The following is a 26,377-nucleotide window of genomic DNA, read 5'->3' as shown; positions in this document are numbered from 1 at the left end:
GATGAGACTGCTGCTGCGCCTGCCGCTGATCGTGATCCTGGGGGGGATCGGCGCGCTGGCCATGGTGCTGCCGGGGCTCTACGCCCATGCGCTGGACGAGCACAAGACCGGCTCGATCTTCCTGGGTGCGGCGGGGATCTTCGTGATCCTGGCCGCGATCCTGGGCCTGGCCACCGCCGACCGGCCCGAAGGGCCGCGGGCGCGCAGCGTGCTTCTGACCATGCTGGGCACCATGGTCCTGCTGCCCGCCATGCTGGCCGTGCCCTTTGCCATGGCCCTGCCCGACACCGGCTTCTTCAATGCCTGGTGGGAGATGATCTCCTGCCTGACCACCACCGGCGCCTCGCTCTACTCGGCCGACCTGCTGCCGGCGCCGCTGCACCTGTGGCGCGCCATCGTCGGCTGGCTGGGCGGGCTGTTCATGCTGGTCGCGGCCATCGCGCTGCTGGCGCCGCTGCGGGTGGGGGGCTTCGAGATCATGTCCTCGCCCTATGGCCGCAGCGAAAGGTTCGAGCGGCTGCCGCGTTCGGCCGAGCCCTCGATCCTGGGCCAGCGGTCGCATCCCGCCTTCCAGACCGAACTGGCCGACCCGGTGCATCGGGTGATGCGGGCGGGCAGGGTGGTGCTGCCGGTCTATGCCGGGCTGACGCTGCTGATGTGGACGCTGCTTCTGATGCTGGGCGAGACCGGGCTGGTGGCGCTGACCCGCGCCATGGGCACGCTGTCGACCAGCGGCATCAGCCCCGTCGCCGGCCCCGCCGGGCAGGGCAGCGGCATGGCCGGCGAGGTGGTGATCTTCCTGTTCCTGATCCCGGCGCTGTCGCGCCGCTTCTGGCCCGGCGGGGGCGAGCTGAAGGCCAGCGAGAGCTGGATCGAGGATCCCGAGCTGCGCATGGCCGCGGGCGTGGTGCTGCTGGTCTCGGCCCTGCTGTTCGCGCGGCATTTCGCCGGGGCCATCGGCGTTTCCCCGACCGGGGCCAAGGGGGTGCTGGACACGCTCGACAGCGCCGCCTCGGCCGCCTGGGGCGGGATCTTCAACGGGCTGAGCTATCTGACCACGACCGGCTGGAACTCGGTCGAATGGCAGGGCGCGCGCAACTGGTCGGGGCTGAGTTCCCCCGGCCTGATGCTGGCCGGGCTGGCGATGATGGGCGGCGGCGTCGCCACCACCGCGGGCGGCGTCAAGCTGCTCCGGGTCTATGCGCTGGCCCGCCATTCCGAGCGCGAGCTGGAGCGGATCGTGCATCCCGCCTCGGTCGGCGGCGGTGGGCTGATGGCGCGGCGGCTGCGGCGCGAGGGGGCCTATCTGGCCTTCATCTTCTTCATGCTGTTCGCCAGTTCGATCGCGGTGACGGTGATGCTGATCTCGCTGCAGCGGATCGAGTTCGATTCGGCCACCATCCTGTCCATCGCGGCGCTGACCAATACCGGCCCGCTGGCCGGGGCGATTCCGCTGACCCCGACCTTCCAGGGCTCGGCCGGCATGGCGGGGGCGCCATGGGCGGGCTGGGCCGGGCTGCCGGCGCTGACCAAGGCGGTTCTGGCCGGCGCCATGGTCGTCGGCCGGGTCGAGACGCTGGCGATCCTGGCGCTGGTTTCGCCCGAATATTGGCGGCGCTAGGCGGGATCACATGCTTGCAAGCCGCCGCCCGCTCGCCTAAGTCTTGAAAACCAGCGATAAGAACAAGGTGCATCGAATGGCCGGCGACAAACAGAACCTCCAGGACGCTTTTCTGAACCATGTCCGCAAGGGCAAGGTTCCGGTGACGATTTTTCTTATCAATGGTGTGAAATTGCAGGGCGTCATTACCTGGTTCGACAATTTCTGCGTGCTTCTGCGCCGCGACGGGCAGTCGCAACTGGTCTACAAGCACGCCATCTCGACCATCATGCCGGGGCAGCCGATCAGCCTCTATGAGGGCGAGGACTGATTGGGCGAACCGACGGAAACCCGCGAGCGCCCGACACGCGCCTATGTGATCCATCCCGATCTGGGCAATTCGCGCACCCGCCGCTCGCCCGAACTGGCGCTTGAGGAAGCCGTGGCCCTGGCCCATGCGCTGCCCGCCATCGAGGTGGCTGGGGCCGAGGTGACGCGGCTGCGCAGCCCCGATCCGGGCATGCTGTTCTCCAAGGGCAAGCGCGAAGAGATCGGCCAGCACCTGAAGGCCGCCGCCGAGGGCGAGGGGGCCGAGCTGGTGCTGATCGACGGGCCGGTGACGCCGGTCCAGCAGCGCAACCTGGAAAAGGAATGGGGCGTCAAGATCCTGGACCGCACCGGGCTGATCCTCGAGATCTTCGCCGACCGGGCGCAGACGCGCGAGGGCGTGTTGCAGGTGGAACTGGCGGCGCTGGCCTATCAGCGCACGCGGCTGGTCCGGGCCTGGACCCACCTGGAACGCCAGCGCGGCGGCCTGGGCTTCGTGGGCGGCCCCGGCGAGACGCAGATCGAGGCCGACCGCCGCGCCATCGACGAGCAGGTGGTGCGCCTGCGCCGGCAGCTGGAGCGCGTGGTCAAGACCCGCGAGCTGCACCGCAAGGCCCGCGCCAAGGTGCCCTATCCCATCGTGGCGCTGGTCGGCTACACGAACGCGGGAAAATCCACGCTGTTCAACCGCTTGACCGGGGCCGAGGTCCTGGCCCAGGACCAGCTTTTCGCCACGCTGGACCCGACCATGCGGCAGATGGTGCTGCCCGGCGGCCGGCGGGTGATCCTGTCGGATACGGTGGGCTTCATCAGCGACCTGCCGCATGAGCTGGTTGCCGCCTTCCGCGCCACGCTGGAAGAGGTGCTGGCCGCCGACCTGATCCTGCATGTCCGCGACATCAGCCATCCCGAGACCGAGGAGCAGGCCGGCGACGTGGGCGAGATCCTCGATTCGCTGGGCGTCGAGGAGGACGTGCCGCTGATCGAGGTCTGGAACAAGATCGACGCGCTGTCGCCCGAGACCCGCGCCGCCCTGCGGCGCACCGATGCGCGGACCCAGGGCGTGCAGGCGATCTCGGCCCTGTCGGGCGAGGGGCTGGACGATTTGCTGGCCGCCATCGAGGCGCGGCTGGCCGAAGCCCTGGACGAGCCGCGCCGCGAGGCCGAACTGGTGCTGCCGCATTCGGACGGCCGGCGCCGGGCCTGGCTGCATGAGCAGGGCGTGATCGTCGCCGAGGAGGTGGCCGAAGAGGGCGTGCGGCTGCGACTGCGCTGGACGGACCGGCAAAGGGCGGCCTTCGAGGCGCTTTGACAGCCTCTCTCGGTCGCGGCGAGCATGGGGCCTTGGCTTGCCGAAGCCCGCGCGGCGGCGGCACGCCCGCCCCGGCGAGCCTTTGCGCCATCGGGCCTTTCATCTGCGATCCCATTGCCGCGGTCCGCAGAGCGGCCTCTTGTCGAAGCCCGCGGTGGTGGCGCAACTGCGCGAGCCGGCGGGCTTTTTTACGTTAACCCTCGGCCATTTCCGACGGGGCGCGACGCCGTTTCCCGTCGCCGGTCTGGCATGCCGGGTTCCCATGCCGGAACCGCGCGGGGGCGTTCACGCCAGCCGAATGCGCGGGGTTCAGCCGGCCGGGCGCTCGCCGGGGCGGCTGCGGCCTTCTTGCATCAGCGCCCGATAGGCCTGGGGCGTGCGGCCGGTAGCGGCCAGGAAGGCGCGCATGAAATGGCCAAGCCCGCTGTAACCCAGCCGGTCCGCGATCTCGGCCACCGGCTGGGTGCCGTCGCGCAGCGCCTCGGTCGCGCATTGCAGCCGCAGGTCGTAGAGCAGCTCCAGCGCGCTGCGTCCCCGGCTCAGCCGGCAGGCGCGGTCCAGCTGCGCCAGCGAGCAGCCCAGCCGCCGCGCCAGTTCGGCGATGGTCTGGCCGGATTGCAGCTCGGCCCGCGCCAGTTGCAGGAAATGCCCGGACAGCGCCCGCGCCTCGGCCAGGCTGGCGGGCGAGGGGGTGGATCGGCCCCCGCCGGGCCCCTCGTCCAGCCGTGACAGCACCGTGGCGATCTGCGCCAGTTCGCGCGCGGTGGCGGCATCCTGCGCCTTGTCGTGCGGCGCCCTTGATCCCAGCGCGGCCATGGCCCGATCCAGCAGATCCGCATCTGCATCCGCGCCCGCCGGCAGGCCGTGGCGCATCTGCGCGGGCAGCGCCAGGCCGCGGCACAGGGCGGGCGGGATCAGCAGCGCCAGCCCCCGCACCTCGGGCGGCGGCTTCAGCGAAAAGGCGGTGCCCGCGGGGATGAAGGCGACGCGGCCGGCCGGCAGCGCATGGTGGTGGCGCGGGAACATGATCGCGACCATGCCGCCGGTCGGGCGAAGCAGCACATGGTCGCCGCGGACCCGCGGGCTGCGCGGCGCAGCCGGGCTTCGCACCGGCCCGCCCCAGTGAAGGCCGGCGAGCGGGATCAGCCGCAGCCCGTCGCCCGCCCGGCCCTGCGGCAGCAGGGAACGGGGCCGGGGCCCGCCCGCCTCGGCCAGCCCGACCACGGTGGGCGACAGGACCGACGGGCGGCCCGCGGGGGCGGCAGGCGCCGGCAACCGGGGATCGGTATCCGCCGGTTCGAGGATCGTGCCGATATTGACGCCCGCCGCGGCCAGCCGCGCCAGGACGGGATCGGGCGGGACGATGTGGCGGCGGGCTTCATCCATCAGCCGCGGCTTTCAGCGAATCCATGACCAAAGGCTATCCCCACGACGCGAGTCGATGAAGGATATAGTCATCCCAGGGTTGCTAAAAGATTAATATGTCTTGCCCTGCTTGCGCGGTGCGTCGGTCAGGGGATCAATGCTGAGATAGAGCCTCCGCGCGCCCTCCTGCTTGCGCGGGCGCGCCGGTCAGGGGCCGATGCCGATGCGGGGCCAATCCCCCAGCCGCCCGCGAAAGAAGCTGCGCTGCGCCTTGGCATATTGCCGGGTGGCGATGACCGCACGGCGGATCGCCTCGTCGAGGTCGATCTCGCCTCGTAGATGCGCGACCAGTTCCGGCGCGCCGATGGCCTTGGCCCAAAGCGCATCGGGGCTCCAGCGCGGCAGCAGGGCGCGCACCTCGTCCAGCGCGCCCTGGTCCAGCATCAGCCGGAAGCGGCGGTCGATGCGTCCGGCCAGCCAGTCGCGGTCGGGGTCCAGCACCAAGAGATGCGCGGCGGCGGGGTCGATCAGCGGCGGCGGCGTCTCGGCCTGCCAGGCGGCGATGCCGCGGCCGGTGGTGGTCAGCACCTCCCAGGCGCGCTGGACGCGCACCGGGTTTCTCAGGTCGATGCGGGCGCGGGTCGGGGCGTCCAGATCCGCGACCATGCGCGCCAATCCGCCGGGCTCGCGCAGCAGCTGGTCGGCCCAGGCGCGGATTTCCGGCGGGGTGGCGGGAATCGCCGCCAGCCCGCGGCTGAGCGCGTTCAGGTAAAGCCCGGTCCCGCCGGTCACGATCAGCCGGCCGCGGTCCAGCAGCGCCGCCACCTCGGCCAGCCAGGCGCCGACGGAATAGTCGCGGCCCGGCGCGACATGGCCGTAAAGCGCATGCGGCGCGCGCGCCTCGTCCTCTGCCGTGGGCCGGGCGGTCAGCACGCGCCAGCAGGACCAGACCTGCAAGGCGTCGGCATTGACGATGGTGCCGCCCTGCCGCTCGGCGATCTCCAGCGCCAGGGCGGATTTGCCGCTGGCGGTGGGCCCGGCGATCAGGACATGGCGCGCCGGGTCCAGCCCGGCCAGGATCGGGTGACGCAGGGTCATTTCGGGTCGGGTCGGCAGTGGTTGAACATGGGGCCTGTTTGCGACATTTTGCCCGGCAATGAAACTGCCGCAAAAAAGGTGAACCATGTCGGAAAGCGCGTCCAAGACCCGCGGAAGCTATTCGCGCGTGATGCTGAAGATTTCGGGTGAGGCGCTGATGGGGGACCAGGGTTATGGCCTGCACCCGCCGACCGTCGCCCGCATCGCGCAGGAGGTCAAATCCGTCCACGACATGGGCGTCGAGATCTGCATGGTCATCGGTGGCGGCAATATCTTCCGCGGCCTCCAGGGCAGCGCGCAGGGCATGGAGCGGGCGACCGCCGACTACATGGGCATGCTGGCGACGGTGATGAACGCGCTGGCCATGCAGGCGGCGCTGGAGGCGCTGAAGATCCATACCCGCGTGATCTCGGCCATCCGCATGGACGAGGTGGCCGAGCCCTATATCCGCCGCCGCGCCGTCCGGCATCTGGAGAAGAAGCGCGTCTGCATCTTCGCCGCCGGCACCGGCAACCCCTATTTCACCACCGACACCGCCGCCACGCTGCGCGCCAACGAGATGAATTGCGAGGCGATCTTCAAGGGCACCAAGGTCGATGGCGTCTATGACAAGGATCCGAACAAATTCCCCGACGCGCGGCGCTATGACGACGTGACCTATGACGAGGTGCTGCAAAAGCATCTTGGGGTCATGGATGCCTCGGCCATCGCGCTGGCGCGCGACAACGATCTGCCCATCATCGTCTTCTCGCTGGACGAACCGGGCGGTTTCCGTGGAATTCTGGCCGGCACCGGCACATATACGCGCGTGCATGGCTGAAAAACCCGTATAGGCTTTGCCATGTCGGCGTGGCTCGGCTAAAAGCGGCGAAAATCACAGCACAGAGGCCATGACCGAGCATGTCCGACGAGATCGAGATCGACACCGACGACCTGGAACGCCGCATGAAGGGCGCGATGGAATCCCTGCGCCATGAATTCGCCTCGCTGCGCACCGGCCGCGCTTCGGCCAGCATGGTCGAGCCGATCATGGTCGATGCCTATGGCTCGCCCACGCCGATCAACCAGATCGGCACGGTGAACGTGCCCGAGCCGCGCATGGTCACGATCAACATCTGGGACAAGGCGCTGGTCGGCAAGGCCGAGAAGGCGATCCGCGAATCGGGCCTGGGCATCAACCCGCAGCTGAACGGCACCATCATCATGCTGCCGATCCCCGAGCTGAACGAGGAGCGTCGGCGCGAACTGACCCGCGTCGCCGCGCAATATGCCGAACACGCCCGCGTCGCCATCCGCAACGTGCGCCGCGACGGCATGGACCAGATCAAGAAGGCCAAGTCCTCGGGCATGTCCGAGGATGACCAGAAATTCTGGGAGGGCGCCGTGCAGGAACTGACCGACAAGATGATCGCCTCGGTGGACCAGGCGCTCGAGGCCAAGCAAGCCGAAATCATGCAGGTCTGACGCATGGCCGAGATCGCAGCCAGCCTGTCCAAGCCCGGCGGAGGGGACCAGCGGCCCCGTCATGTCGCCATCATCATGGATGGCAACGGCCGCTGGGCCAAGAACCGGGGCTGGCCGCGGCTGGTCGGGCATCGGCGCGGCGCCGAGCGCGTGAAGCAGATCGTGCGCGCCTGCCCCGACCTGGGGGTGAACTGGCTGACGGTCTATGCCTTCTCGACCGAGAACTGGAAGCGCTCGACCGAGGAGGTGCTGGGCCTGATGGGCATCTTCGCCCGCTATATCGAGCGCGAGGCCGACGGGCTTTCCGCCGAGGGCGTTCGCATGCGCTTCATCGGCGGGCGCGAGCGGCTGGAGCCCAAGCTGCAGCGGCTGATGGCCGGGATCGAGGCGCGCACCGCCGGCAACACCCGGCTGAACCTGACCGTGGCGATCAATTACGGCGGCCGCGATGAGCTGACCCGTGCCGCGGCGCGGCTGGCCGGCCGCATCGCGCGGGGCGAGGTGGCCGAGCCGACCGAGGCCGACCTGGCCGATTGCCTGGACACTGCCGGCCATCCCGACCCGGACCTGGTGATCCGCACCTCGGGCGAGACGCGGACCTCGAATTTCCTGCCCTTCCAGGCGGCCTATTCGGAATATGAGTTCACCAAGACGCTCTGGCCGGATTTCACGCCCGAGCATCTGGCCGAGATCCTCGACCGCTACGGGCTGCGCGAACGGCGCTTCGGCGGCGCATGAGCGGGGGCGGGCCACGGCCGGGCCGGCTGCGCGGCGCCTTGCAGCGCGGGCGCGACAAATGGGCCGATCTCTGGCCGCGCCTGCTGTCGGGCGTGGTGCTGGCGATGCTGGGGCTGCTGCTCCTGCTGTCCTCGGGGCTGTGGATCCGGCTGGGCGTTTCGGTCGTGATCGGGGCGATGATGTGGGAACTGGCGCGGCTGACCGGCTGGCGCCACCCCGAGTTCCGCAGCCCGCGCCATCCGGTGCTGATCGGCATCCTGTCGGGGCTGGTGATGCTGGCCATGCTGGTGCTGCCGGGCGACTGGCCGATGGCGCTGGCGCTGGTGCCGATGATCGCCGGCTGGCACGGCACGCATGAACACGAACGCCCGGCCTATCTGCTGTTCACCCTGGCGATCCTGGGCGCGGGCTATGCGCTGGTGGTGATCCGCGAGGTGATGGGCCTGCCGACGCTGGCCTGGATCGTCGGCACCGTGGTGCTGTCGGACGTGCTGGGCTATTTCATCGGCCGCCGCTTTGGCGGTCCGCGCTTCTGGCCCGCCATCAGCCCCAAGAAGACCTGGAGCGGCACCATCGCCGGCTGGGTGGGCGCGCTGGTGCTGGCGCTGGTCCTGCTGCTGGCCGGGCAGGCGCCCTGGCCGGTGCTGGTGCTGGGCCCGCTGCTGGCGCTGGCCGGGCAGTTCGGCGACATCGCGGAAAGCTGGCTCAAGCGCCGGGTCGGGGTCAAGGACAGTTCCGACCTGATCCCCGGCCACGGCGGGGCGATGGATCGGTTCGACGCCATGGCCGGGGCGCTGCTGGTGGCGCTTGTGTTGTTGATCGGCAATCTTTTACCCGTGATCGGAGGCTGAGAGCATGCGCAGCATATCGGTGCTGGGCGCGACCGGGTCGGTCGGCGAAAGCGCGTTCGATCTGGTGATGCGGGCCGGCGGGCCCGAGCGGTTCCGCACCATTGCCCTGACCGGCGGCGCCAATGTCGCGCGCCTGGCCCAGATGGCCCGCGCGCTTCGGGCCGAGATCGCCGTCACCGCCTGGCCGCAATGCCTGGCCGAGCTGCGCGCGGCGCTGGCCGGCAGCGGCATCGAGGCCGCCGCGGGGCCGCGGGCCGTGGCCGAGGCCGCCGCGCGTCCCGCCGACTGGACGCTTTCCGCCATCGTCGGCGCCGCCGGCTTGCCGCCGGGGCTGGAGGTGCTGAACCGCGGCGGCACGCTGGCGCTTGCCAACAAGGAAACCCTGGTCGCCGCCGGGCCGCTGGTCATGTCCCGCGCCCGCGAGACCGGCGCCCGCATCCTGCCGGTCGATTCCGAACATTCCGCGATATTCCAGGCGCTTCAGGGAGAAGACCTCGAAAGCGTCGAGCATGTGACCATCACCGCCTCGGGCGGCGCCTTCCGCGACTGGCCGCTGGAGCGGCTGGCGCAGGCAAGCGTGGCCGAGGCCAGCCGGCATCCGAACTGGGACATGGGCCAGCGCATCACCATCGACAGCGCCAGCATGTTCAACAAGGCGCTGGAAGTCATTGAAGCGCATGAGTTCTTTGGCCTTGGTGTCGAGCGGTTGCGGGTGCTGGTGCATCCGCAGTCGATCATCCACGCCATGGTCACGCATCGCGACGGCGGCAGCATCGCGCATCTGGGGGCGCCGGACATGCGCCATGCCATCGGCTATGCGCTGAACTGGCCGGCGCGCGCGCCGCTGCCGGTGCCGGCGCTGGACCTGGCGGCGCTTGGCAGCCTGACCTTTGCCCAGCCGGACGAGGCGCGCTGGCCCGCCCTGCGCCTGGCGCGCGAGGCGATCGAGGCGGGCGGCGCCGCCGGCGCGGTGCTGAACGCCGCCAAGGAACAGGCGCTGGACGATTTCATCGCCGGGCGCATCCGCTTTACCGACATGGCCCCGGCGGTCGAGCATGCGCTGGCGCTGGCCGCGCGCGAGGCGGGTTTCGGGCAAAGCCCGCGCGACCTTGCCGAGGTGCTGCATTGGGACGGCTTCGCCCGGCGTGCGGCGGCGCAATGGCAGGGGGCGGCATGAGCCTGGTTCTGGACGCGATGGGCGGATTCCTCTGGACCGCGGCGGCCTTTGTCGTCGCGCTGTCGGTCATCGTCACCGTGCATGAATATGGCCATTACATCGTCGGCCGGCTTTGCGGCATCAAGGCCGAGTGCTTTTCGCTGGGCTTCGGGCCGCGGCTGGTCTCGCGCCGCGACCGGCATGGCACGCTGTGGCAGGTGGCGGCAGTGCCGCTGGGCGGCTATGTGCGCTTCCTGGGCGATGCGGATGCGGCCAGCGCCGGCTCGGTGCCGGTCGAGCCGGCCCGTGCGCGCCAAAGCCTGACCGGCGCGCCGCTCTGGGCGCGCTTCGCCACGGTGGCGGCGGGTCCGGTCTTCAACTTCGCGCTGTCGATCCTGGTCTTTGCCGGCATGGCGATCTGGCAAGGGCTGCCGGTCGATGAGGTCGAGGTGGGCCGGCTGCACCCGACGCCGCCCGGCATCGAGATGCGGCTGCAGACCGGCGACCGCGTCCTGGCGCTGGACGGCCGGCCGGTCGAAAGCTGGCGCGACCTCGGCACGGCCGCGGCCGACCTGCCCGCGCGGGCCAGCCACGACTGGACCGTGCTGCGCGACGGCGCGCGGATCACCGTGCCCGGCCCGCATCCGATGCCGCCGCTGGTCATCGGCATTGCGCCGCGCAGCCCGGCGGCCACGGCGGGGCTGAAGCCGGGCGACGTGATCCTGGCCATGGACGGCGCCCCCGTCTCGCGCTTCGACGAGCTGCGCGAGCATGTGGCCAAGGCCGAGGGCCGGCCGGTGCTGCTGAAGGTCTGGCGCGAGGGCGAGGGCGAGGCCGACTATACCCTGGCCGCGCGCGAGCAGGATCTGCCCACCGACGACGGCTATACCCGGCGCTGGCTGATCGGCGTGACCGGCGGCGGCACCTATTTCGAGCCGGCGACCCGGCCCGCCGGCGCCGCCGAGGCGCTGGGGATCGGCGCCGCGCGCACCTGGGACATCATCGCCTCCTCCGTCTCGGGGCTCTGGGCGATGATCACCGGCCAGATCGGCAGCTGCAACCTGGGCGGCGCGATCTCGATCGCCGAGACCACGGGGCAGGCGGCTTCGGCGGGGGGCAGCAACTTCATCTGGTGGATCGCGGTGCTGTCGGCGGCCATCGGTTTCCTGAACCTCTTGCCGGTGCCGGTGCTGGATGGCGGGCACCTGATGTTCTATCTCTACGAGGCCGTGGCGGGGCGGCGCCCCTCGGACCGGGTGATGGACATCCTGTCGGCGCTGGGGCTGGCGGCGGTTCTGTCGCTGATGGTTCTGGGCCTCACCAACGATCTTTTCTGCCCCTGAGCGGCGCTAGGCTTTTGACAGCATGGCCCGCTTCGCGGTATCCATCGGGGCAAATATGGCGGGGCAAACCCGCCGGGCAATGCATTATTCGCGAGGGGCGGCGATGACGGACAGGAAACTCGGCAAGGGCGCGCTGGCGCTGATCTCGGCGCTGGCGGTGGCCGCGCCGGTCGCGATGGTGGCGACCCCCGCCTCGGCCCTTGTCTTCAGCAACGTGCGGATCGAAGGCAACCAGCGCATCGAGCCGGCCACGATCCTCTCCTACCTGGACCTGCCGCGCGGCCAGGACGTCTCGGCCGGGGCGCTGAACGACGCCATGCAGCGGCTGCAGAATTCCGGGCTGTTCGAGACGGTCGAACTGGTGCCCTCGGGCGGGACGCTGGTGGTCAGGGTGGCGGAATATCCCACCATCAACACCGTCGCCTTCGAAGGCAACAAGCGGCTCAAGGACGAGAACCTGGCCGAGATCGTCAAATCGCAGTCGCGCCGGGTCTATTCGCCCGCCCAGGCCGAGGCCGATGCCGCCGCGATCAGCCAGGTCTATGCCTCGCAGGGGCGCCTGGCCGCCCGCGTCGATCCGCGCATCATCCGCCGCGGCAGCAACCAGGTCGACCTGGTCTTCGAGATCCGCGAAGGCGACGTGACCGAGATCGAGCGCATCGGCTTCGTCGGCAACCGCGCCTTTTCCGACCGCCGGCTGCGCAACGTGCTGCAAACCAAGCAGGCCGGCATCCTGCGCACCTTCATCCGCCGCGACACCTTCGCCCCCGAGCGGGTGCCGCTGGACGAAAAGCTGCTGACCGATTTCTACCGCTCGCGCGGCTATGCCGATTTCCGCGTGCAGGCGGTGGCGCCGGAACTGGCGCGGGAACGCGACGCCTTCTACATCACCTTCCAGATCCACGAAGGCCCGCGCTATACCTTCGGCACCATCAACACCGTCAGCGAAATTCCCGGCGTCGATGCGGCGGAATTCGCCGCCCAGAACCGGGTCAAGCGCGGCGCGGTCTACAACCCGACCGACATCGACACCACCATCCGCCGGATGGAGGCGCTGGCGCTGCGCAAGGGGTTGGACTTCGTCAGTATCGAGCCGCGCGTCACCCGCAACGAGCGCAGCCAGACCCTGGACCTGACCTTTGCCCTGACCCGCGGCCCGCGCGTCTTCGTCGAGCGCATCGACATCGAGGGCAACACCACCACCCTGGACGAGGTGATCCGGCGCCAGTTCGCCACCGTAGAGGGCGACCCCTTCAACCCGCGCGAGATCCGCAACTCGGCCGAGCGGCTGCGCGCGCTGGGTTATTTCGCCGATGTGCAGGCCGAAAGCCGCCAGGGCTCGACGCCCGAGCAGGTGATCGTCGACGTGAACGTCGAGGAGCAGCCGACCGGCAGCCTGAACTTCGGCGTCAGCTATGGCGTCTCGACCGGCGTCGGCTTCAATATCTCGCTGTCGGAAAAGAACTTCCTGGGCCGCGGGCAACAGGTGGACCTGGCCTTTTCGACCGGCACGGATACGCAAAGCTCGGGCCTGACCTTCGTCGAGCCCTATTTCCTCGGCCGCGACCTGCGGGCGCGGGTGCAGGCCTGGTACAACACAACCGACCGGCTGAATTCCGACTACAACACCCGCACCGTGGGTTTCTTGACCGGAATCGAATTCCCGGTTTCCGAGAACGGCCGGCTGGAACTGCGCTACAAGCTCAGCAAGGATACGCTGTTCGACGTCGAAGAGCCTCATGAGGATTCCGAAGGCAACTTCGTCGGTTCGTCGCAGATCCTTTATGACGAGCAGGGTGGCTATTTCACCTCGGCGCTTGGCTATACCTACAGCTATGACAGCCGCATCGCCGGGCTGGACCCGGTGACCAGCTACCGGCTGCGCGCCGGCCAGGATTTCGCCGGCCTGGGCGGCGACGTGAAATCCGTCACCAGCACGCTTTACGCCGGCGTCGAAAGCCGCGCCTGGCGCGAGAACGTGACCATGCTGGCCGAGTTCGAGACCGGGGCCGTGCATATGCTGGACGACGAGGACAGCCGTTTCCTGAACCGCTTTACCGGCAACGGCAAGATCCGCGGCTTCGAGCCGAACGGCCTGGGTCCGCGTGACCTGGCGGCGCCGAACGAGGATGCGCTTGGCGGCAATTATTTCTGGGCGCTGCGCACCGAGCTGCAATTCCCTCTGGGCCTGCCCGAGGAATACGGCATCACCGGCGGGCTTTTCGCCGATGCCGGCTCGGTCTGGGGGCTGGACCGGACCAGCGGCACCAACGGGGTCGAGGTCGACGACGGCATGAAGGTCCGCGCCGCGGTCGGCGCCTCGATCTTCTGGACCACGCCGATCGGGCCGCTGCGCTTCAACTTCGCCAAGGCCCTCAAGAAAGAGGATTACGACGAAGAGCAGTCCTTCGACCTGACGATTTCGACCCGGTTCTGATGGCAGGGGGACGCGGCATCGCGGCGCTGGCCCTGGCCGCGCTGCTGGCGGTGCCGGCGCGCGCGCCCGCCCAGCCCGTGCCCGAGCAGCCTTCCGGGCAGGCCGGGACGCCCACGCCCGAGGCGGCGCCCATCGTGGTCGAGACGCCGCCCCCGAACGGCCAGGCGGTGCTGCCGGTCCTGACGCTGGACCAGGATGCGCTGTATCTGCATTCGCGCTGGGGCCAGCGCGTGCAGGCCGAGCTGGAGCGGCGCGGAAGCGAGATCGCGGCCGAGAACGAGCGGCTGGTCGAGCAGTTCGCCGCCGAGGAGCAGGAGCTGACGGCGCTGCGCCAGACCCTGCCGCCCGACGAGTTCCGCAAGCGGGCCGACGAGTTCGACAAGCGCGTGGTCGAGGTGCGCCGCGCCCGCGACGCCGCCCCCCGCGCCTTGCAGGCCGAGGCCGAGGAAGAGCGCCAGGCCTTCTTCCGCGCCGTGCTGCCGGTCCTGGCGGCGGTGATGCGCGAGCGGGGCGCGGTGGTGGTGCTGGACCAGCGCGCGATCTTCGTCGCCTCGCAATCCATCGACGTCACCGAGGTGCTGATCGAGCGCATCGACCGCGAGATCGGCGCGGGCCCGCTGGCCGATCCGCCCAAGGCCGATGCGCCGGTGCAGAGGGGGAACGGCGCGCCGCAGGATGGCTCGGGACAGGACGGGCAGGACGCGCGGGCGCCGGGTGACGATGCGGCGCGGGATGATGCGGCCCCCGAATCCCCGGCGGCACCCGAACCCGACCCCCAGCCGGGGGACGGCGCGGGCCCGCTGGCCGACCCGCCCAAGGCGGATGCGCCGGTGCAGACGGGGAACGATGCGGCGCAGGATGGCTCGGGACAGGATCTGTCGGTGCCGGGAGACGATGCGGCGCGGGACGATGCGGCCTCCGAGCCCCCCGCGGCACCCGACCCCAGGCCCGGCGGGGCGGAGGAATAAACCCCCACCCGCCCGCGGCAGGTGTGGCTGCTATCCGACCCTGCGGTCCAGATCGCCGATCCGTTCCGTCAGCAGCGCGAAGAAGGCATCGGCCTCGACCTCGCGGATGAAGGTGGCGTTGGGCGTCCGGCCGCTGACCCGCCACCAGTCGGCGACTGTCATGCCCAGGGTGTATTCGCCCTGGGTCTCGATCTCGACATTGATATAGCGGCCGGTGAACAGCTCGGGCTTCAGCAGCCAGGCGATGGTGCAGGGGTCGTGCAGCGGCGCGCCCTGGCTGCCGTATTTCTCGCGGTCATAGCGTTCGAAGAAATCGGTCCAGCTGGCGACGGCCTGGCCGACGCGACCCATGGCGCGCATGCCCTCGACCCAGGCGCGGCTGGTCAGGGCGCGATGCGTCACGTCGAGCGGCATCACCGTCAGCGGTGCGCCGCTGGCAAAGACGATCTTCGCCGCCTCGGGATCGACATGGATGTTGAACTCGGCGGTGGGGGTGATGTTGCCCACCTCGAAATAGGCGCCGCCCATCAGCACGATTTCCTGCACCCGCGGGATGATGTCGGGCGCGCGCAGGAAGGCGGTGGCGATATTGGTCAGGGGGCCGATCGGCACCAGCGTCACGCTGCCCGGCTTTTCGCGGCGCAGGGTCTCGATCAGGAAATCGACGGCATGGCCGGGGGCGAGCGGCATGGTCGGCTCGGGCAGGGTGACGCCGTCGAGCCCGGTCTTGCCATGCACATGCTCGGCCGTGATCAGCTTGCGGTGCAGCGGCGCGTCGCAGCCGGCATGGACCGGCAGGTCGGGTCGGCCGGCCAGTTCGCAGACCATCCGGGCATTGCGCTGGGTATGGTGCAGCGGCACGTTGCCGGCGACCGCGCCGAGGCCCAGCACCTCGATCTCGGGGCTGGCCAGGGCCAGCAGGATCGCCACGGCATCGTCCTGGCCGGGGTCGGTGTCGATGATGATCTTGCGCGCCATGGGCTGTCCTTCGCTGCGTCCCGGCCCGCAGGGAAGCCCGGCCGGGCGCGGGATGCAAGCCCCCTAGTCGCCGGCCGGTTGCAGGTGGGTGATGCCCGCCGCCGCCGCCCGCGCCAGCGCCGGGTCCAGCGACATGACCACGTATTCGCCGCGCCGCCACAGCTCGGCCATGTCGTCGTAATGGCGCGAAAAGGGATGGCCCGATTGCCCGGTCGAGATGACGAAGACCGAGCTGTCGGGGTCGGCCAGGTCATAGACGCCGCGATAGGCGGCCCCGGTCACGTTCAGCCAGGGATTGCGGCCCCGGCCCAGGAAGCCGGCATGGGCGATCGTCGCCTCGCCGCCCGAGGTCGGCTGGATCAGGTTCACGATATAGGAGATGCCGCGCATGTCCCCCAGCGCCGGGTGAACATGGCGGGCGCGGTGCAGGTCGCCCCAGCGCCAGCTGGCAAGGTCGGGGCCGAAGCGCGCCACCAGGTCCAGCAGCGCCGCGTCCAGCGCCTGCCGGGCGATCTGGGTGCAGGTCTCGACAGGGGCGGACTGGCGGATGTCGCACCATTCCGAGGCGCCGCCGGCGTCGCGAAACACCCGGTCGATGAAAACGGGGAACAGCTCGGTCAGGTCCTGCGCCAGCGGGCCGAGGTCGTCGCGCACCAGCCGGTCCTGCAAGGCCCGCATCCAGGCGGCATAGATCAGCGGCTCGGGCAGATGCTCGCTCATCGCGCCGTCCCAATTGGCCAGCAGCGCCAGCGCATCCTGGCGCAGCCGCTCGGGCGTGCCCTGGGCCGCGGGTTCGCCGGTGAACCACAGCTCGGCCCCGACCAGCGGCAGCAGGCCGCGGGCCACCGGGCTGACGATGTCGGTCTGCGCGGCGATGAAGCTGTCGCGCGAATGCACCTCGCGCGATTCGATCAGGTGGCGCAGCCGGCCCAGTCGGTAGCCGTCGGCCCGGTCGTGGCCCAGCCCGGCCCAGCCCGGCTCGGCCGCGCCGGTTGCGGCGACGATGCCGCTTTCGGGGCTCAGCTCGGCCAGTTCGGACGGTGCGGGGTCGAGCCCCTGCCAGCGGTTCTGCACGACCCAGCCTGGCGCGGGCATGCGTCCCGCCGTCTGGTGCCCGGCGGGACGCTGCGGCAGGGCGCCGGCCAGCACCTGGCCCACGCCCCGCGCATCGGCCAGCGTCACCGTCAGGGCCGGGGCGACCATGCCGCGCAGCGCCTGTGTCGCCGCCTGGCGGTCCTGCGCCCGCATCAGGCCGATCAGCGCCGACATGCTGCGGTCCTCGCCATGGCCGCCGGTCCAGGACAGCGCCGCGACATGGCCGGCCGGCAGGATGCTGGCAAGGTCCAGATGCGCGGCGGGGATGACCGGGCCGTTCTCGGTCTCGCGCAGGGTGATGGTCTGCGGCTCGGCGCCGCGGATGCGCAGGGTCTCGCGCCGGGTCGCGAACTCGGTCCAGCCCTGCGCGCCGCGATAGCGGTTGGGATCGCCGGGCTGGACCTCCTCGATATACAGGTCCTGGTCGTCGATCCAGGCCGGGGTGATGCCCCAGGCCAGGCCGGTATTGCGACCCGACAGCACCGCGGGAATGCCGGGGATGGTGCCGCCGATCACCCCGCCCGAGCCAAGCTCGATCCGTGCCAGATACCACAGGCCCGGCGCGGTCAGGGCGAATTGCGGGTCATTGGCCAGCAGCGCCCCTCCCGCCGCCGTGCGGCCGGCCGCGGCGGCAAAGCCGTTGGCCGAGGCCCCCGCCGCCGGCGCCAGATAGCCGGCCAGCGTCGCCGTCCAGTCCCGCGGCCCGGCGCCGCGTTCCGGGGCGGCAAAGCGGGCGCCCGGAAAAAGCGCGGCATAGCCGGGCAGCGGCGGCTCGCCCGGCATGGCGACCAGATCCTGCCCGCGTTCGGGCGCGGCCAGAGACAGCCGCGCGCGCAGCACCTCGCGGCGCAGCTGCACGCTGGACGAGGCCGCCAGCAGCTTCAGGATCGCCAGCGAATCCGCCGGTTCCCAATAGGCGATGTCGTCGGGATAAAGGAAGAACTCCGGCGCCCCGCGCCCGCGCGCGCCCAGGTTGACCTGCTCGATCCAGGCGTTGATGCCCGCGGCATAGGCTTGCAGCGCGTCCAGCACCTCGGGGTCCTGGGCCTCGAGCGAGGCGCGGGCATTGCGGTAAAGCCCCAGCCGGCGTGCCAGGTCGTCGGCGGGCAGCGCGCCCATGCCATAGATCTCGGCCAGCCGGCCTTGGGCCGCACGGCGCAGCACGGTCATCTGGAACAGCCGGTCCTGGGCATGGGCAAGCCCGAGCGCAAAGAACACGTCGCGGTCGCTTTGGCCGAAGATATGCGGCACGTCCTCGGTCGTGCGCACGATCTCGACCGGGGCCGAGATGCCCTGGACCGCATAGCTGCCGTCGTAATCGGGCAAGGAGCGGATGGCGAAATACCAGGCCAGCGTCACCAGCGCCAGGGTCAGCAGGATCAGCCCGACCGTCAGGCGCACAAGCCAGCGGAAAAGTGTCACCATGAAAAGGCACGGTCCCGAGCTTGGGCACGAGAGGTTGACCCCCGCGCCGGGTGATGAAATTCATCGGGGTGAATAGGGCAGGGCGCGGGCCGGATCAACGCGCCTTTTCGACACGAAAGGGAGAATCTGATGGCGCGGGTGGCATTTCTGGGACTTGGGGTGATGGGCTTTCCGATGGCGGGCCACCTGGCCGCGGCCGGGCATGAGGTGACGGTCTGGAACCGCAGCCCCGCCAAGGCCGAGGCCTGGGCCGCGCGCCACAAGGGCCGCCTGGCCGCCACCGCACGCGAGGCGGCCGGGGGCGTCGAATTCGTCATGGCCTGCGTCGGCAATGACGACGACCTGCGCCAGGTCTGCCTGGGCGAGACGGGCGCCTTTGCCGGCATGGGCCGGGGCGCGGTCTTCGTCGATCACACCACGGTCTCGGCCGCGGTCACGCGCGAACTGTCCGCGGTCGCTGCCGAGGCCGGGCTGGGCTTCGTCGATGCGCCGGTCTCGGGCGGGCAGGCGGGGGCCGAGGGCGGCCAGCTTTCGGTGATGTGCGGCGGCGCGCAGGCCGATTACGACCGCGCCGAGCCGGTGATCGCCGCCTATGCCAAGATCTGCAAGCTCATGGGCCCCTCGGGCGCGGGGCAGCTGACCAAGATGTGCAACCAGATCGCCATTGCCGGGCTGGTGCAGGGCCTGTCGGAATCGCTGCATTTCGCCGAAAAGGCGGGGCTGTCGATCCCCGAGGTCGTCGAGGTGATCAGCCAGGGCGCCGCCGGCAGCTGGCAGATGGCGAACCGCCACCAGACCATGGCCGAGAACCGCTTCGACTTCGGCTTTGCGGTGGACTGGATGCGCAAGGATCTGGGCATCTGCCTGGCCACCGCCGACGAGACCGGGGCAAGCCTGCCGGTGACGGCGCTGGTCGACCAGTTCTACAAGGAGGTGCAGGCCATGGGCGGCGGGCGCTGGGACACCTCGTCGCTGATCGCGCGGCTGCGCCGGTGACGCCCGTGCTTGCCAAGGACGCCGGGATCGCGCTATCAGCCGGCACGGGGGCGGTTAGCTCAGTTGGTAGAGCGTCTCGTTTACACTGAGACGCTTGACCGCGAAGCGCCCGGAAACTAAAGGCAAAATCACGGCTTGTTCCCAATTCTGCAAGCCGTGTTCCCAATCGGGGCGGTAGCTCAGCGGTAGAGCGACACGTTTACACCGTGTTGGTCGGGGGTTCGATCCCCTCCCGCCCCACCATTTTCACGCCTCATCCTGCTCCCCGATCCATGCCGGCGTGCTGCCGATCTCGGGGATCAGCAGCAGGGTTTCGGCGTTCATATGCTCGACCTCGGCCCGGCGCGCGTAGTGCTTCGCCATCTTCTCGGACAGGTGGCCCAGCATCGATTTCACCCGCTGGATGCCGCCGAACACCTCGGGGTTCCTGGCCACGGCATTGGCGATCTGGGTCGCGTTCGTGTGCCGCAGGCCGTGGAAGGTCGGTGCGAACGCCCCCTCCTCATATTTGTCCTTTCGATCCGGTCTCAGCTTAAGGCGAATCAGTTCGGTTCGCCATGAAGCTCCGAAGCCGCTGCTCGTCCACGGCCGGCCGCGCGAGTTGGTCAGCAGCGGGCGGCGCGGATCCACGACGCCGGCCTTTCGGCGCCCGGCACGCTCCATGTCCAGGATCGACAGCACCACCGGGTGCAGCGGAATCGGCGTAGCGTTGCGGGTCTTGCCCTGCTGGAGATACCAGGTCCCGCCGTCAATCCGGCTGTCGCTCAGGCGCAGCACCACGTCGCCGCGCCGCTGGCCGGTGTAGATGGCGACCAGGGCGACCTTGACGATCTCCCGCTTACCCTTTCCGATCAGCGTTTGCAGCGCATCCTCCGGCCAGGGCTCATAAGCCCCCTCGCTCTGCACGCGATCGATCCCGCTGCACGGGTTGGCATCGACAAAGCCGCGCGGCTTGCTCCATGCAAAAACAGCGCTGATATCGTCCAGTCGACGGTTGGCCGTGGCCGGTCGATCCGCGAGGCTGTCATAGAGCGCCTGCACATGGATCGGCCGGATCGCCCCGGCCTCGAAGCTGCCCCAGCGCGCTTCCATCAGCGCCAGCGCCAAATCGCGCATCGCCTTGGACTGTCTGGGCAGCGTCTTATACCGCTCGCTGTCCCGGTGCTGGCGAATCATGGCGGCGATGCCTGTCGGACTTTCGGCCTCGCCAGGTGCCGCACCAAACACCTTGCGGTGCGCATCGTCATATGCGGCGCGGTATTCGGCCGAGAACGGGTGCGGCAGCGGCGCCCGCTCCTCTTTGCCGTTACGCACCACCCTGAAATAGAAGAACTCCCGGCCGGCGCGAACCTTGCGCTGCACGTATTTTTCAAGCCTCAGTTCAGCCGCCACGGCTCGCCCTCAAGATCGGATCGTCATCGCCCTGATCCTCGGGGGCGATCCGCTTCTCAACTTCCGCCCATTTCCATCGCGAGGAAACCCCGATCTTCACAGGCCGGGGCAGGTGGCCTTTGCGCACCCACTCCCACAGCGTGCTCTCGCTGATATCGAGCATCTCGCAAAGCGTCCTGGAGCCGACATAGGCGATAATGCGCGGCTCCAGGGTGACGCGCTCGGGCACTGTCGCTGGCTGAATGTGCTGGTGCTTGCCCATCACGCCATCCTCCTCTCTTCTTCGATCAACAGATGCTGGCAGGTCATTCCCCGCCCCCTTCGATCGCCGTCGGCGCGCTGACATCGCGCGCGGCGGCCTCGATCGTCTTCACCGCCTGCATGTAGAGCCGGACGCCGTTGAACATCTGCTTTGCTAGCGCAGCGCGGGCGAGAGCCTCGTTCGGACTGATCTTGCCGTCGCGCAGCTGCTGGAGGTCGGCGGCAAGCCCGAGGATGATATCCCGCAGTCCCAGGCTGTCTGCGACCGGCGTGCTGACATAGTCCCGCTCAGCCATAGCGAGCCTCCTGATAGATTTTCCGATTGGCTTCGTCGGCAATGACCTCGGCTAGCGCGCCGATCTGCTTGACGATCCGCATGTCCGGGTTCCGGTTGATCGGGCCGGTGCGATAGGAGTGCTGTTCGCATCCCCAGCAGATCGGCGGATAGTCCGTTTGCGCAGGGTCTTGCCAGCGCAGCGGCCGCTGCTTGCCGCAGATGGCGCATTCGAAGGGATCAGGGCGGGGCGGATATATCGGCATTATGCCTGGCCCTCCTCGCTGTCGATGTTGGTGAGCACCGGCCGGAAGGTCACCGCGACCACCCACGGGTTGCTGGCCCAGGGCGCGCGCTCGGCGTTCAGGCTGTCCCAGAGAACCTCGAATGCATCAGTCGCCTTATGGTGCCAAATGCCCGCCCGCACCGCGCCCTTACTGACGGTATGGTCGTAGTAGCCCCTGCCACTTTTCAGCCGCTCGATGCCCTCGGCCCGCGCATCGTCCTCGCTGATGTCCTGCAGCCGCTGCACGCGCACATCGGTGACGTGCAGGGTCAGGCGGCTGGCCCAGCGAGGCATGTGGATGCCGGGGCGTAACTTTCCGGCACGGATCATCATGCAGGCGGGCTCGATGATCCAGTCATTCGCCGGATACCCACGCGGCTCATAGGGCGAGCATTTCGAGGGTGCAACATGATCCATCTGGGCATCAAGGCACCATGCCTCGCGCACCCAGAGGCGGTCGCCGGGGGCGAAGCGCGGAACGACATGCAGGCCGCCCGGCATGTCCAGATCCTCGGTGAACCAGTAGTGCCCGGCCTCGGCGGCCGCCCGGCGGCGCTGGTCAAGATGCCAAGCAGGGTCCACATTGAGGAGACGCCGCGTCTGCGTCTTGCCGGTGCCGGGCGCCGCGATCTCGCGCAAGATGGCGCGGACCATGGGGGCGGAAAAGAGGATGGGACGGTCAGCCATCACCGCTCTCCCGCCAAAACGGCCCGGTCATGTTCCGCCTGACGTTCTTCCGCGGACGGGAAGAACACAGCGGCGTGCCGGTTCAACACGTCGGCCACCTTCAGCATCGTCTCTTCGGGATCGGCCCACATATCCTGCGGCATCAGCAGCAGCGGTGCCCGCAGCGGAATGGACGTGCGGCCATCTGCCGTGCGGCGCGGCTTGTCGCCGCAGTAGATCGCAAGGGCGCCGCGAGTCGGTATCGTGCAGGACGTGGGCAGCACGGTGAAATAGTCGTCGTCAGCCATCGCCCACCTCGCATTCCTCCGGCTTCTCTCCCTCCGCGGTCGGCGGAAACCCCGTGCCGCGCAGCCATTCCCATTCCGCGTCGGTGCCGAGGAATTCGACCCATTCGCCTTCGCCGCGCATCTGGCCGGGTCCGGGCTGCTTGATCCAGCGATCAGACATGGTCCCGGCCCTCCGCCTGCGCGCGCAACTCCGGATCGAGCGGATCAAGCCCCTTCTCGGCCCGCCACGGCTCAAAGCAGTGATCGCCGTCCAGGACCATGCGCATTGCCATGACCGCGACCTGCACGGCCTCCTTGCGCACCCGGTCCGCGCTTTCCTCAAACGTGGCCGTCGCCAGTTCGCCGACCTCCTCGACCAGAGCGGCGAAGGTGACGTTCTTGCCGGGGAATTTCGCGCGGGCGCGGGTAAGCTCGGCGAGGATTTCGCCGGCCAGGAGTTCCTCGCGAGTTGCTAGGCGCGCATTTTCCCCCTCGCGCCCCGGCGCCTCCTCGGCCGGCCCCTGCCAGGTACTGCGGCCGATCTCGACAGATACGATGGGGCCGGTCATGCCCGGCCCTCCGACAGTGCGCGCAGGGCGAGCGTGATGATCTGCTTCATTGCAGTCCAGGACACCGACCGCTTGTAGCTCGCTTCCTCGCCGTCCTCGTCGGTGTATTCGATGGTCTCCGTCACCTCGCCCATCAGGACGGGCTTTAGGTGGTCGAAGACCGGATTCGGGCAAGCATCCAGCAGCACCTTCGCCGCCTCCGCGATCCCCGGTGCCAGCTCAGCGCGCTGGTTCCACCGCCTCGTGCAATCCGCCTTCGCCAGGGCAAACCGCACATCTGGGCCTCCCTTGGCCGAGCCGACGACATCCTTCGTCCACCGTGGCGTCATGATGGTGTTGCACGCGAAGTTGTTGCACCGGACGGCCGCGCCGGTGTAGCTCGCGGTCCCGCCGCAGAACGGGCAGGGAAGAAGTTCTGTCCCGATCATTGGAATTGCACCCCCGTGACCAGAACCGCGCGATCATCCTCGGCCAGGCAGCGGCACCACATTTCGTCGAATTCGGCCGAAGATCCGCTGTTGCGGATCCAGAAGCGCGTCACCTCGAAATCCTCAAGGGGCAGATCGTCCTCGGAGTAGTCGGCATAATATGCTGCCGCTTCGAGGATCCGCTCGCGCGTGATCGTTTCGGGCCGCACGTCGCCCCAGGCAAAGCACGCCCAAGGTTCGCCATCCGCGTCGGTAAAGAACTCAAGGCGATGCGCCGTGTTCATAATCGGTGCCTCCTGACAGCTGACCATTCTGGATGGCCGCCCGCGCGGGGCGACACACCGGAAGGGTCAGGAAAACCGGCCCATATAGACCGGCAGGCCGGTCTCCTCGCTGGCCGCGGTGGCGATCTGCGTGAAGTGCGCGCGGCGCTGGTATTCGACGCGATGCCACTGGAAGCCCAACCCGACACCACCGCCACCAGCCGCGCGCCAGCGGAACAGGCAGGTCAGTTCCTCGGGCTCCTCGCCGTTGTAGATCGGGATCGAGAGAGTGAACTTCTCGGGGATGATCACCCCCTCCTGAACCTTGGTATCGCTTTCGAACACAAGCTTGCGGTCGCCATTGTCCAGGCGCACGGCGGATTTGTAGACCTGCCCCACCGTCGCCTCGAAATCCCGGCTGATCTCGATCATGGTCGCGGCTTCGGGCGTGCCGACATCGACGCTGTTCTCTTCCAGGAACCGCGCAAAATCCGCCTGCGGATGGATCTTGCCCTCCATCTCGTCCCAGCGGGAAAACTCCTCGGATGGCCGCAGGGCGAGCGTCACGGCATGGGCATTGTGGCCCGGTTCCGGGAAGGCTTCGCCCTGGTTGTGCTCATGCCAGTCCAGCCGAGCCGAGATCGTCAGCGCGTCGAAGTCCGCGATGATGATGGACCGCCCGGACTTGTAGCGGTTGGCATAGGCCGAGAGCGACGCGCGATCATCGACGGTGACCGTCTGGCGCACACGCGAGGCCAGCCGATTGGGGTCGCTGATGTCATGCAGCTTGATGCGCTCGGGCAGGGCCGCCCAGGTGCGGCCGTCCGGGCCGTCGATCACCGGCGATGCGATGCGTGCGGCTTCCATCGCCGCGTCGAGAGCCTTCTGGGGTTCGGCCTCGAACACGACATAGGGCGGGGTTCCGGGTGCTTGTGCCATGGTGCCTCCTTTGGCGATAGGCGTGGATCAGGATTCGCTGGAACGGCGGCGCTCCAGCTCGTCCTCGAAATCCATCTGGTTGGGATCGCGCCGGGTCAGCCGGCCATCGTCGGTCGCGAAATAGATGCCGGTGCCCATGCTGCGCGTCGGCTTCTTGATGGTGATATCGGGCACCACTTCGAGCTGGCCGGCCTTGTTCACCTTGATGCTGACCTTCATCGACAGGCTGCCGCCGTTGCCGGTCTCGCGGATCGCCTCAATCAGCTCGGACAGCTTCTGATCGCCGGTCTCCAGCAGCTCGCCGCGGCGAAAGCCCTGGATGAATTCGAGGAAGTTGAGCTCGTGGCGGGCCATGCCTCAGGCCTCCTCGTCCTGCTCGATCCGCGCGCGGACGAAGCAATCCTTGGCCTCGACCAGCTTGCGCATCCCGGCGGTCTTCTCGGCACCCTCGGCAAGCGTGCCGTCCATCTCCTGCGCCAGAGCGTCGATGGGCTTCACCACCGCCTGCAGATGCGGCGGCAGGTGATCGTGGCGGAGCCACTTCAAAAGGCGGTTCATGCGTTTCTCCTATGCAAAGCCCGGAACCGCCGGGCACGGTGTGAAAGGAAAGGTGCTGGCCGCCCTGGACACGGGAGGGAGGGAGGAAGCTCAAGCCAGAGCGGCCAGCCAGTAAGGGTGCGACGAAAGCAGCCAGGCACACCCAACTCGACGAAGGACCGAAGCCCTCCGACAATCTCAGACCTGATCGGCAAGCACCTTGCGGGCTTCGACCAGCAATTCGGAATTTCCCAGATGCGCCAGCTGCTCGGTCATGCGCCGAACCAGATCCCGCAAGCGCAGGTTCTCCTCGATCAGCGCAGGCGCGCGCTCGGCCATCAGCTGCGGGTCCAGGATCGTCACGGCCGAACTCCCGCCCGCTCCGACAGCGCCACCCAGCCCGCCTCGCGAGCCTGCACGGCTGTCGGCGACAGCAGGTCCAGCACCGCGCCCCAGTCGATCTGACCGAGCAACACTCCGATCCCGATCCCCAGGATCACAAGCAGCACCACGCCGAGCCAGACAAAGACCACCGCCCAGGACACCGGCCGCCGCTGATCGGGTTCGCCCCAGCCAAGCCCGGCCTCGGGAACGCCACGGATGCGCACCAGATCGTCGGGCGCATGGTCATGCACCGGCACACCAGCCCCGCGCCGATAATGCATCCCGCGCAGAGCGATCTCCTCGGCCTCTGCCTCGACCCGCCGCCGGCGCGCATCCAGAGCCGAGCCGTGATTGCGAGCGGGGGTCATGCTGCACCCCGGCGCTTAAACCGGACGGCGGACACATCAACCAGGTTGATGGCCACGGACCGCTCGGGCTGGCGAATGGCCGCAAAGCAGTTCGAAATTCCGTCCATGGGCATGTTGGCCAAGTGCCCAAACAGCGTGTCAGCGTCCTTCGCGCTGACGTTGAGGATCGTGAGATCCTGCCCATCGCGAAAACGAACCATCAAATCACCAGCAGCCGAAGCCTCGGCCGCCTGCGTCTCGGTCTTGAGGGGTGCTGTCGTCACCAGAGGTCTCCCAGTCGGCGGGGTGCCGATGGACCGAATGTGCGATTATCGCATCATATGGTCAAGCATCAAAATGCGATAATCGCACTATTAGGGCTGACAGCCCGATTCGCGCTCGCTATCCTGCCAGCAGGGTGGGCGACGATGCGCACCTGCCAGCGCCGGGCCTCGGCGCATGAAAAAGCCCGCCGGGTAGCGGGCCTAGGGGTGCCTATGCGCGGTGCGGTTCAGGAGATTTTGGGCGCCATGATTGCGGCCGCACTGTTAGCGGGTGGTCCGGTGATTATCGTCTTCGCCGCCTCTGGCC

At 69.0% G+C, this 26,377-nt stretch carries 31 protein-coding genes and 1 tRNA gene; 13 read left to right on the top strand and 19 right to left on the bottom strand.

The annotated features are described in order from the left end of the window. The first annotated feature begins 1 nt into the window (after position 1). From E3U25_RS07250 to hflX, 3 genes are all read left to right on the top strand, one after another. Positions 2 to 1,621: a potassium transporter TrkG gene (locus tag E3U25_RS07250; protein WP_036754716.1), complete on the top strand. Its 1,620-nt coding sequence runs from the start codon at positions 2 to 4 to the stop codon at positions 1,619 to 1,621. A 76-nt stretch (positions 1,622 to 1,697) separates the two neighbouring features. After that, the gene (hfq, locus tag E3U25_RS07245; RefSeq protein ID WP_010394165.1) at positions 1,698 to 1,931 is read left to right on the top strand and encodes an RNA chaperone Hfq; all 234 of its coding nucleotides are present in this window, start codon (positions 1,698 to 1,700) and stop codon (positions 1,929 to 1,931) included. Then, positions 1,932 to 3,239: a GTPase HflX gene (gene hflX, locus E3U25_RS07240; RefSeq protein ID WP_116220777.1), complete on the top strand. Its 1,308-nt coding sequence runs from the start codon at positions 1,932 to 1,934 to the stop codon at positions 3,237 to 3,239. A gap of 309 nt (positions 3,240 to 3,548) precedes the next feature. On the opposite strand, the gene E3U25_RS07235 is transcribed toward hflX, so the two are convergent. Together E3U25_RS07235 and miaA are read right to left on the bottom strand one after the other, a co-directional pair. After that, positions 3,549 to 4,625 carry a helix-turn-helix transcriptional regulator gene (locus E3U25_RS07235; protein WP_116220778.1) on the bottom strand — a complete coding sequence of 359 codons (1,077 nt, stop codon included), beginning with the start codon at positions 4,623 to 4,625 and terminating at the stop codon, positions 3,549 to 3,551. Positions 4,626 to 4,811: 186 nt separating this feature from the next. Beyond that, positions 4,812 to 5,702 (bottom strand): tRNA (adenosine(37)-N6)-dimethylallyltransferase MiaA, encoded by an 891-nt coding sequence (gene miaA, locus E3U25_RS07230; protein WP_116220779.1) that lies wholly within the window; start codon positions 5,700 to 5,702, stop codon positions 4,812 to 4,814. A gap of 85 nt (positions 5,703 to 5,787) precedes the next feature. Between miaA and pyrH the strand changes: the two genes are divergently transcribed. The 8 genes from pyrH to E3U25_RS07190 all read left to right on the top strand — a co-directional run bounded on the left by pyrH (position 5,788) and on the right by E3U25_RS07190 (position 14,659). Continuing rightward, a complete protein-coding gene (pyrH, locus tag E3U25_RS07225; protein WP_024844453.1) occupies positions 5,788 to 6,522 on the top strand; it encodes a UMP kinase in 735 nt (244 codons plus the stop codon). An 80-nt stretch (positions 6,523 to 6,602) separates the two neighbouring features. Continuing rightward, positions 6,603 to 7,166, top strand: a complete 564-nt coding sequence (gene frr, locus E3U25_RS07220) for a ribosome recycling factor (protein WP_072462785.1) — start codon at positions 6,603 to 6,605, stop codon at positions 7,164 to 7,166. A 3-nt stretch (positions 7,167 to 7,169) separates the two neighbouring features. After that, complete coding sequence (uppS, locus tag E3U25_RS07215; protein ID WP_072462786.1) at positions 7,170 to 7,904, top strand: polyprenyl diphosphate synthase; 735 nt, start codon at positions 7,170 to 7,172, stop codon at positions 7,902 to 7,904. Next, positions 7,901 to 8,755 (top strand): phosphatidate cytidylyltransferase, encoded by an 855-nt coding sequence (locus E3U25_RS07210; RefSeq protein WP_116220780.1) that lies wholly within the window; start codon positions 7,901 to 7,903, stop codon positions 8,753 to 8,755. The genes uppS and E3U25_RS07210 overlap by 4 nt, the downstream gene beginning before the upstream one ends. Before the next feature lie 4 nt (positions 8,756 to 8,759). Then, positions 8,760 to 9,932 carry a 1-deoxy-D-xylulose-5-phosphate reductoisomerase gene (gene dxr / locus E3U25_RS07205; protein WP_036754701.1) on the top strand — a complete coding sequence of 391 codons (1,173 nt, stop codon included), beginning with the start codon at positions 8,760 to 8,762 and terminating at the stop codon, positions 9,930 to 9,932. Continuing rightward, positions 9,929 to 11,254, top strand: coding sequence for an RIP metalloprotease RseP (gene rseP / locus E3U25_RS07200; protein WP_116221675.1), 1,326 nt, complete (start codon positions 9,929 to 9,931; stop codon positions 11,252 to 11,254). Before dxr ends, rseP begins: the two co-directional genes overlap by 4 nt. 103 nt (positions 11,255 to 11,357) lie before the next feature. Next, positions 11,358 to 13,691: an outer membrane protein assembly factor BamA gene (gene bamA, locus E3U25_RS07195; protein ID WP_036754698.1), complete on the top strand. Its 2,334-nt coding sequence runs from the start codon at positions 11,358 to 11,360 to the stop codon at positions 13,689 to 13,691. Beyond that, a complete protein-coding gene (locus E3U25_RS07190; RefSeq protein WP_244294888.1) occupies positions 13,691 to 14,659 on the top strand; it encodes an OmpH/Skp family outer membrane protein in 969 nt (322 codons plus the stop codon). The genes bamA and E3U25_RS07190 overlap by 1 nt, the downstream gene beginning before the upstream one ends. Positions 14,660 to 14,689: 30 nt before the next feature. Here E3U25_RS07190 and E3U25_RS07185 read toward each other — a convergent pair whose 3' ends face one another. Together E3U25_RS07185 and E3U25_RS07180 are read right to left on the bottom strand one after the other, a co-directional pair. After that, positions 14,690 to 15,637: a nucleoside hydrolase gene (locus E3U25_RS07185; RefSeq protein ID WP_116220781.1), complete on the bottom strand. Its 948-nt coding sequence runs from the start codon at positions 15,635 to 15,637 to the stop codon at positions 14,690 to 14,692. A 63-nt stretch (positions 15,638 to 15,700) separates the two neighbouring features. Continuing rightward, positions 15,701 to 18,157 carry a penicillin acylase family protein gene (locus tag E3U25_RS07180; RefSeq protein ID WP_116220782.1) on the bottom strand — a complete coding sequence of 819 codons (2,457 nt, stop codon included), beginning with the start codon at positions 18,155 to 18,157 and terminating at the stop codon, positions 15,701 to 15,703. A gap of 129 nt (positions 18,158 to 18,286) precedes the next feature. Between E3U25_RS07180 and E3U25_RS07175 the strand changes: the two genes are divergently transcribed. Further along, positions 18,287 to 19,153 carry an NAD(P)-dependent oxidoreductase gene (locus E3U25_RS07175; protein ID WP_116220783.1) on the top strand — a complete coding sequence of 289 codons (867 nt, stop codon included), beginning with the start codon at positions 18,287 to 18,289 and terminating at the stop codon, positions 19,151 to 19,153. A gap of 168 nt (positions 19,154 to 19,321) precedes the next feature. Further along, positions 19,322 to 19,396: transfer RNA gene (locus tag E3U25_RS07170), tRNA-Val, on the top strand. Positions 19,397 to 19,399: 3 nt separating this feature from the next. Here the strand turns inward: E3U25_RS07170 and E3U25_RS07165 are convergent. The 15 genes from E3U25_RS07165 to E3U25_RS07095 all read right to left on the bottom strand — a co-directional run bounded on the left by E3U25_RS07165 (position 19,400) and on the right by E3U25_RS07095 (position 26,070). Next, entirely contained in the window at positions 19,400 to 20,545 is a 1,146-nt protein-coding gene (locus tag E3U25_RS07165; RefSeq protein ID WP_116220784.1) for a tyrosine-type recombinase/integrase, read from the bottom strand. Beyond that, entirely contained in the window at positions 20,535 to 20,807 is a 273-nt protein-coding gene (locus tag E3U25_RS07160; RefSeq protein WP_083539167.1) for a helix-turn-helix transcriptional regulator, read from the bottom strand. Before E3U25_RS07160 ends, E3U25_RS07165 begins: the two co-directional genes overlap by 11 nt. Before the next feature lie 43 nt (positions 20,808 to 20,850). After that, entirely contained in the window at positions 20,851 to 21,102 is a 252-nt protein-coding gene (locus E3U25_RS07155; protein ID WP_116220785.1) for a hypothetical protein, read from the bottom strand. Between the two features lie 243 nt (positions 21,103 to 21,345). After that, entirely contained in the window at positions 21,346 to 22,053 is a 708-nt protein-coding gene (locus E3U25_RS07150) for a hypothetical protein (protein ID WP_116220787.1), read from the bottom strand. Then, positions 22,053 to 22,340, bottom strand: coding sequence for a hypothetical protein (locus E3U25_RS07145; protein ID WP_116220788.1), 288 nt, complete (start codon positions 22,338 to 22,340; stop codon positions 22,053 to 22,055). The genes E3U25_RS07150 and E3U25_RS07145 overlap by 1 nt, the downstream gene beginning before the upstream one ends. Continuing rightward, a complete protein-coding gene (locus tag E3U25_RS07140) occupies positions 22,333 to 22,500 on the bottom strand; it encodes a hypothetical protein (RefSeq protein WP_166435387.1) in 168 nt (55 codons plus the stop codon). The genes E3U25_RS07145 and E3U25_RS07140 overlap by 8 nt, the downstream gene beginning before the upstream one ends. Then, entirely contained in the window at positions 22,493 to 22,888 is a 396-nt protein-coding gene (locus E3U25_RS07135) for a hypothetical protein (protein WP_116220789.1), read from the bottom strand. Before E3U25_RS07135 ends, E3U25_RS07140 begins: the two co-directional genes overlap by 8 nt. After that, complete coding sequence (locus E3U25_RS07130) at positions 22,885 to 23,316, bottom strand: hypothetical protein (RefSeq protein ID WP_116220790.1); 432 nt, start codon at positions 23,314 to 23,316, stop codon at positions 22,885 to 22,887. Before E3U25_RS07130 ends, E3U25_RS07135 begins: the two co-directional genes overlap by 4 nt. After that, positions 23,313 to 23,600, bottom strand: coding sequence for a hypothetical protein (locus tag E3U25_RS07125; RefSeq protein ID WP_116220791.1), 288 nt, complete (start codon positions 23,598 to 23,600; stop codon positions 23,313 to 23,315). The genes E3U25_RS07130 and E3U25_RS07125 overlap by 4 nt, the downstream gene beginning before the upstream one ends. Positions 23,601 to 23,666: 66 nt before the next feature. Continuing rightward, positions 23,667 to 24,518 carry a DUF2303 family protein gene (locus E3U25_RS07120; protein WP_116220792.1) on the bottom strand — a complete coding sequence of 284 codons (852 nt, stop codon included), beginning with the start codon at positions 24,516 to 24,518 and terminating at the stop codon, positions 23,667 to 23,669. Positions 24,519 to 24,545: 27 nt separating this feature from the next. Further along, positions 24,546 to 24,872: a hypothetical protein gene (locus E3U25_RS07115; protein WP_116220793.1), complete on the bottom strand. Its 327-nt coding sequence runs from the start codon at positions 24,870 to 24,872 to the stop codon at positions 24,546 to 24,548. A 3-nt stretch (positions 24,873 to 24,875) separates the two neighbouring features. Beyond that, positions 24,876 to 25,076 carry a hypothetical protein gene (locus E3U25_RS07110; RefSeq protein ID WP_072462872.1) on the bottom strand — a complete coding sequence of 67 codons (201 nt, stop codon included), beginning with the start codon at positions 25,074 to 25,076 and terminating at the stop codon, positions 24,876 to 24,878. A gap of 177 nt (positions 25,077 to 25,253) precedes the next feature. Then, positions 25,254 to 25,418 (bottom strand): hypothetical protein, encoded by a 165-nt coding sequence (locus E3U25_RS07105; RefSeq protein ID WP_166435388.1) that lies wholly within the window; start codon positions 25,416 to 25,418, stop codon positions 25,254 to 25,256. Then, on the bottom strand, positions 25,415 to 25,807 hold the full coding sequence (locus tag E3U25_RS07100) for a hypothetical protein (protein ID WP_116220794.1): 393 nt from the start codon (positions 25,805 to 25,807) through the stop codon (positions 25,415 to 25,417). Before E3U25_RS07100 ends, E3U25_RS07105 begins: the two co-directional genes overlap by 4 nt. Then, positions 25,804 to 26,070 carry a hypothetical protein gene (locus E3U25_RS07095; RefSeq protein WP_116220795.1) on the bottom strand — a complete coding sequence of 89 codons (267 nt, stop codon included), beginning with the start codon at positions 26,068 to 26,070 and terminating at the stop codon, positions 25,804 to 25,806. Before E3U25_RS07095 ends, E3U25_RS07100 begins: the two co-directional genes overlap by 4 nt. Positions 26,071 to 26,377 lie beyond the last annotated feature (307 nt).

Origin of the sequence: Paracoccus versutus, from assembly GCF_029909795.1 — a bacterium.
Classification (GTDB): Bacteria; Pseudomonadota; Alphaproteobacteria; order Rhodobacterales; family Rhodobacteraceae; genus Paracoccus; species Paracoccus versutus.
The sequence above is the reverse complement of the archived record's forward strand: the minus strand, read 5'-3'. Positions and strand labels throughout refer to the sequence as shown.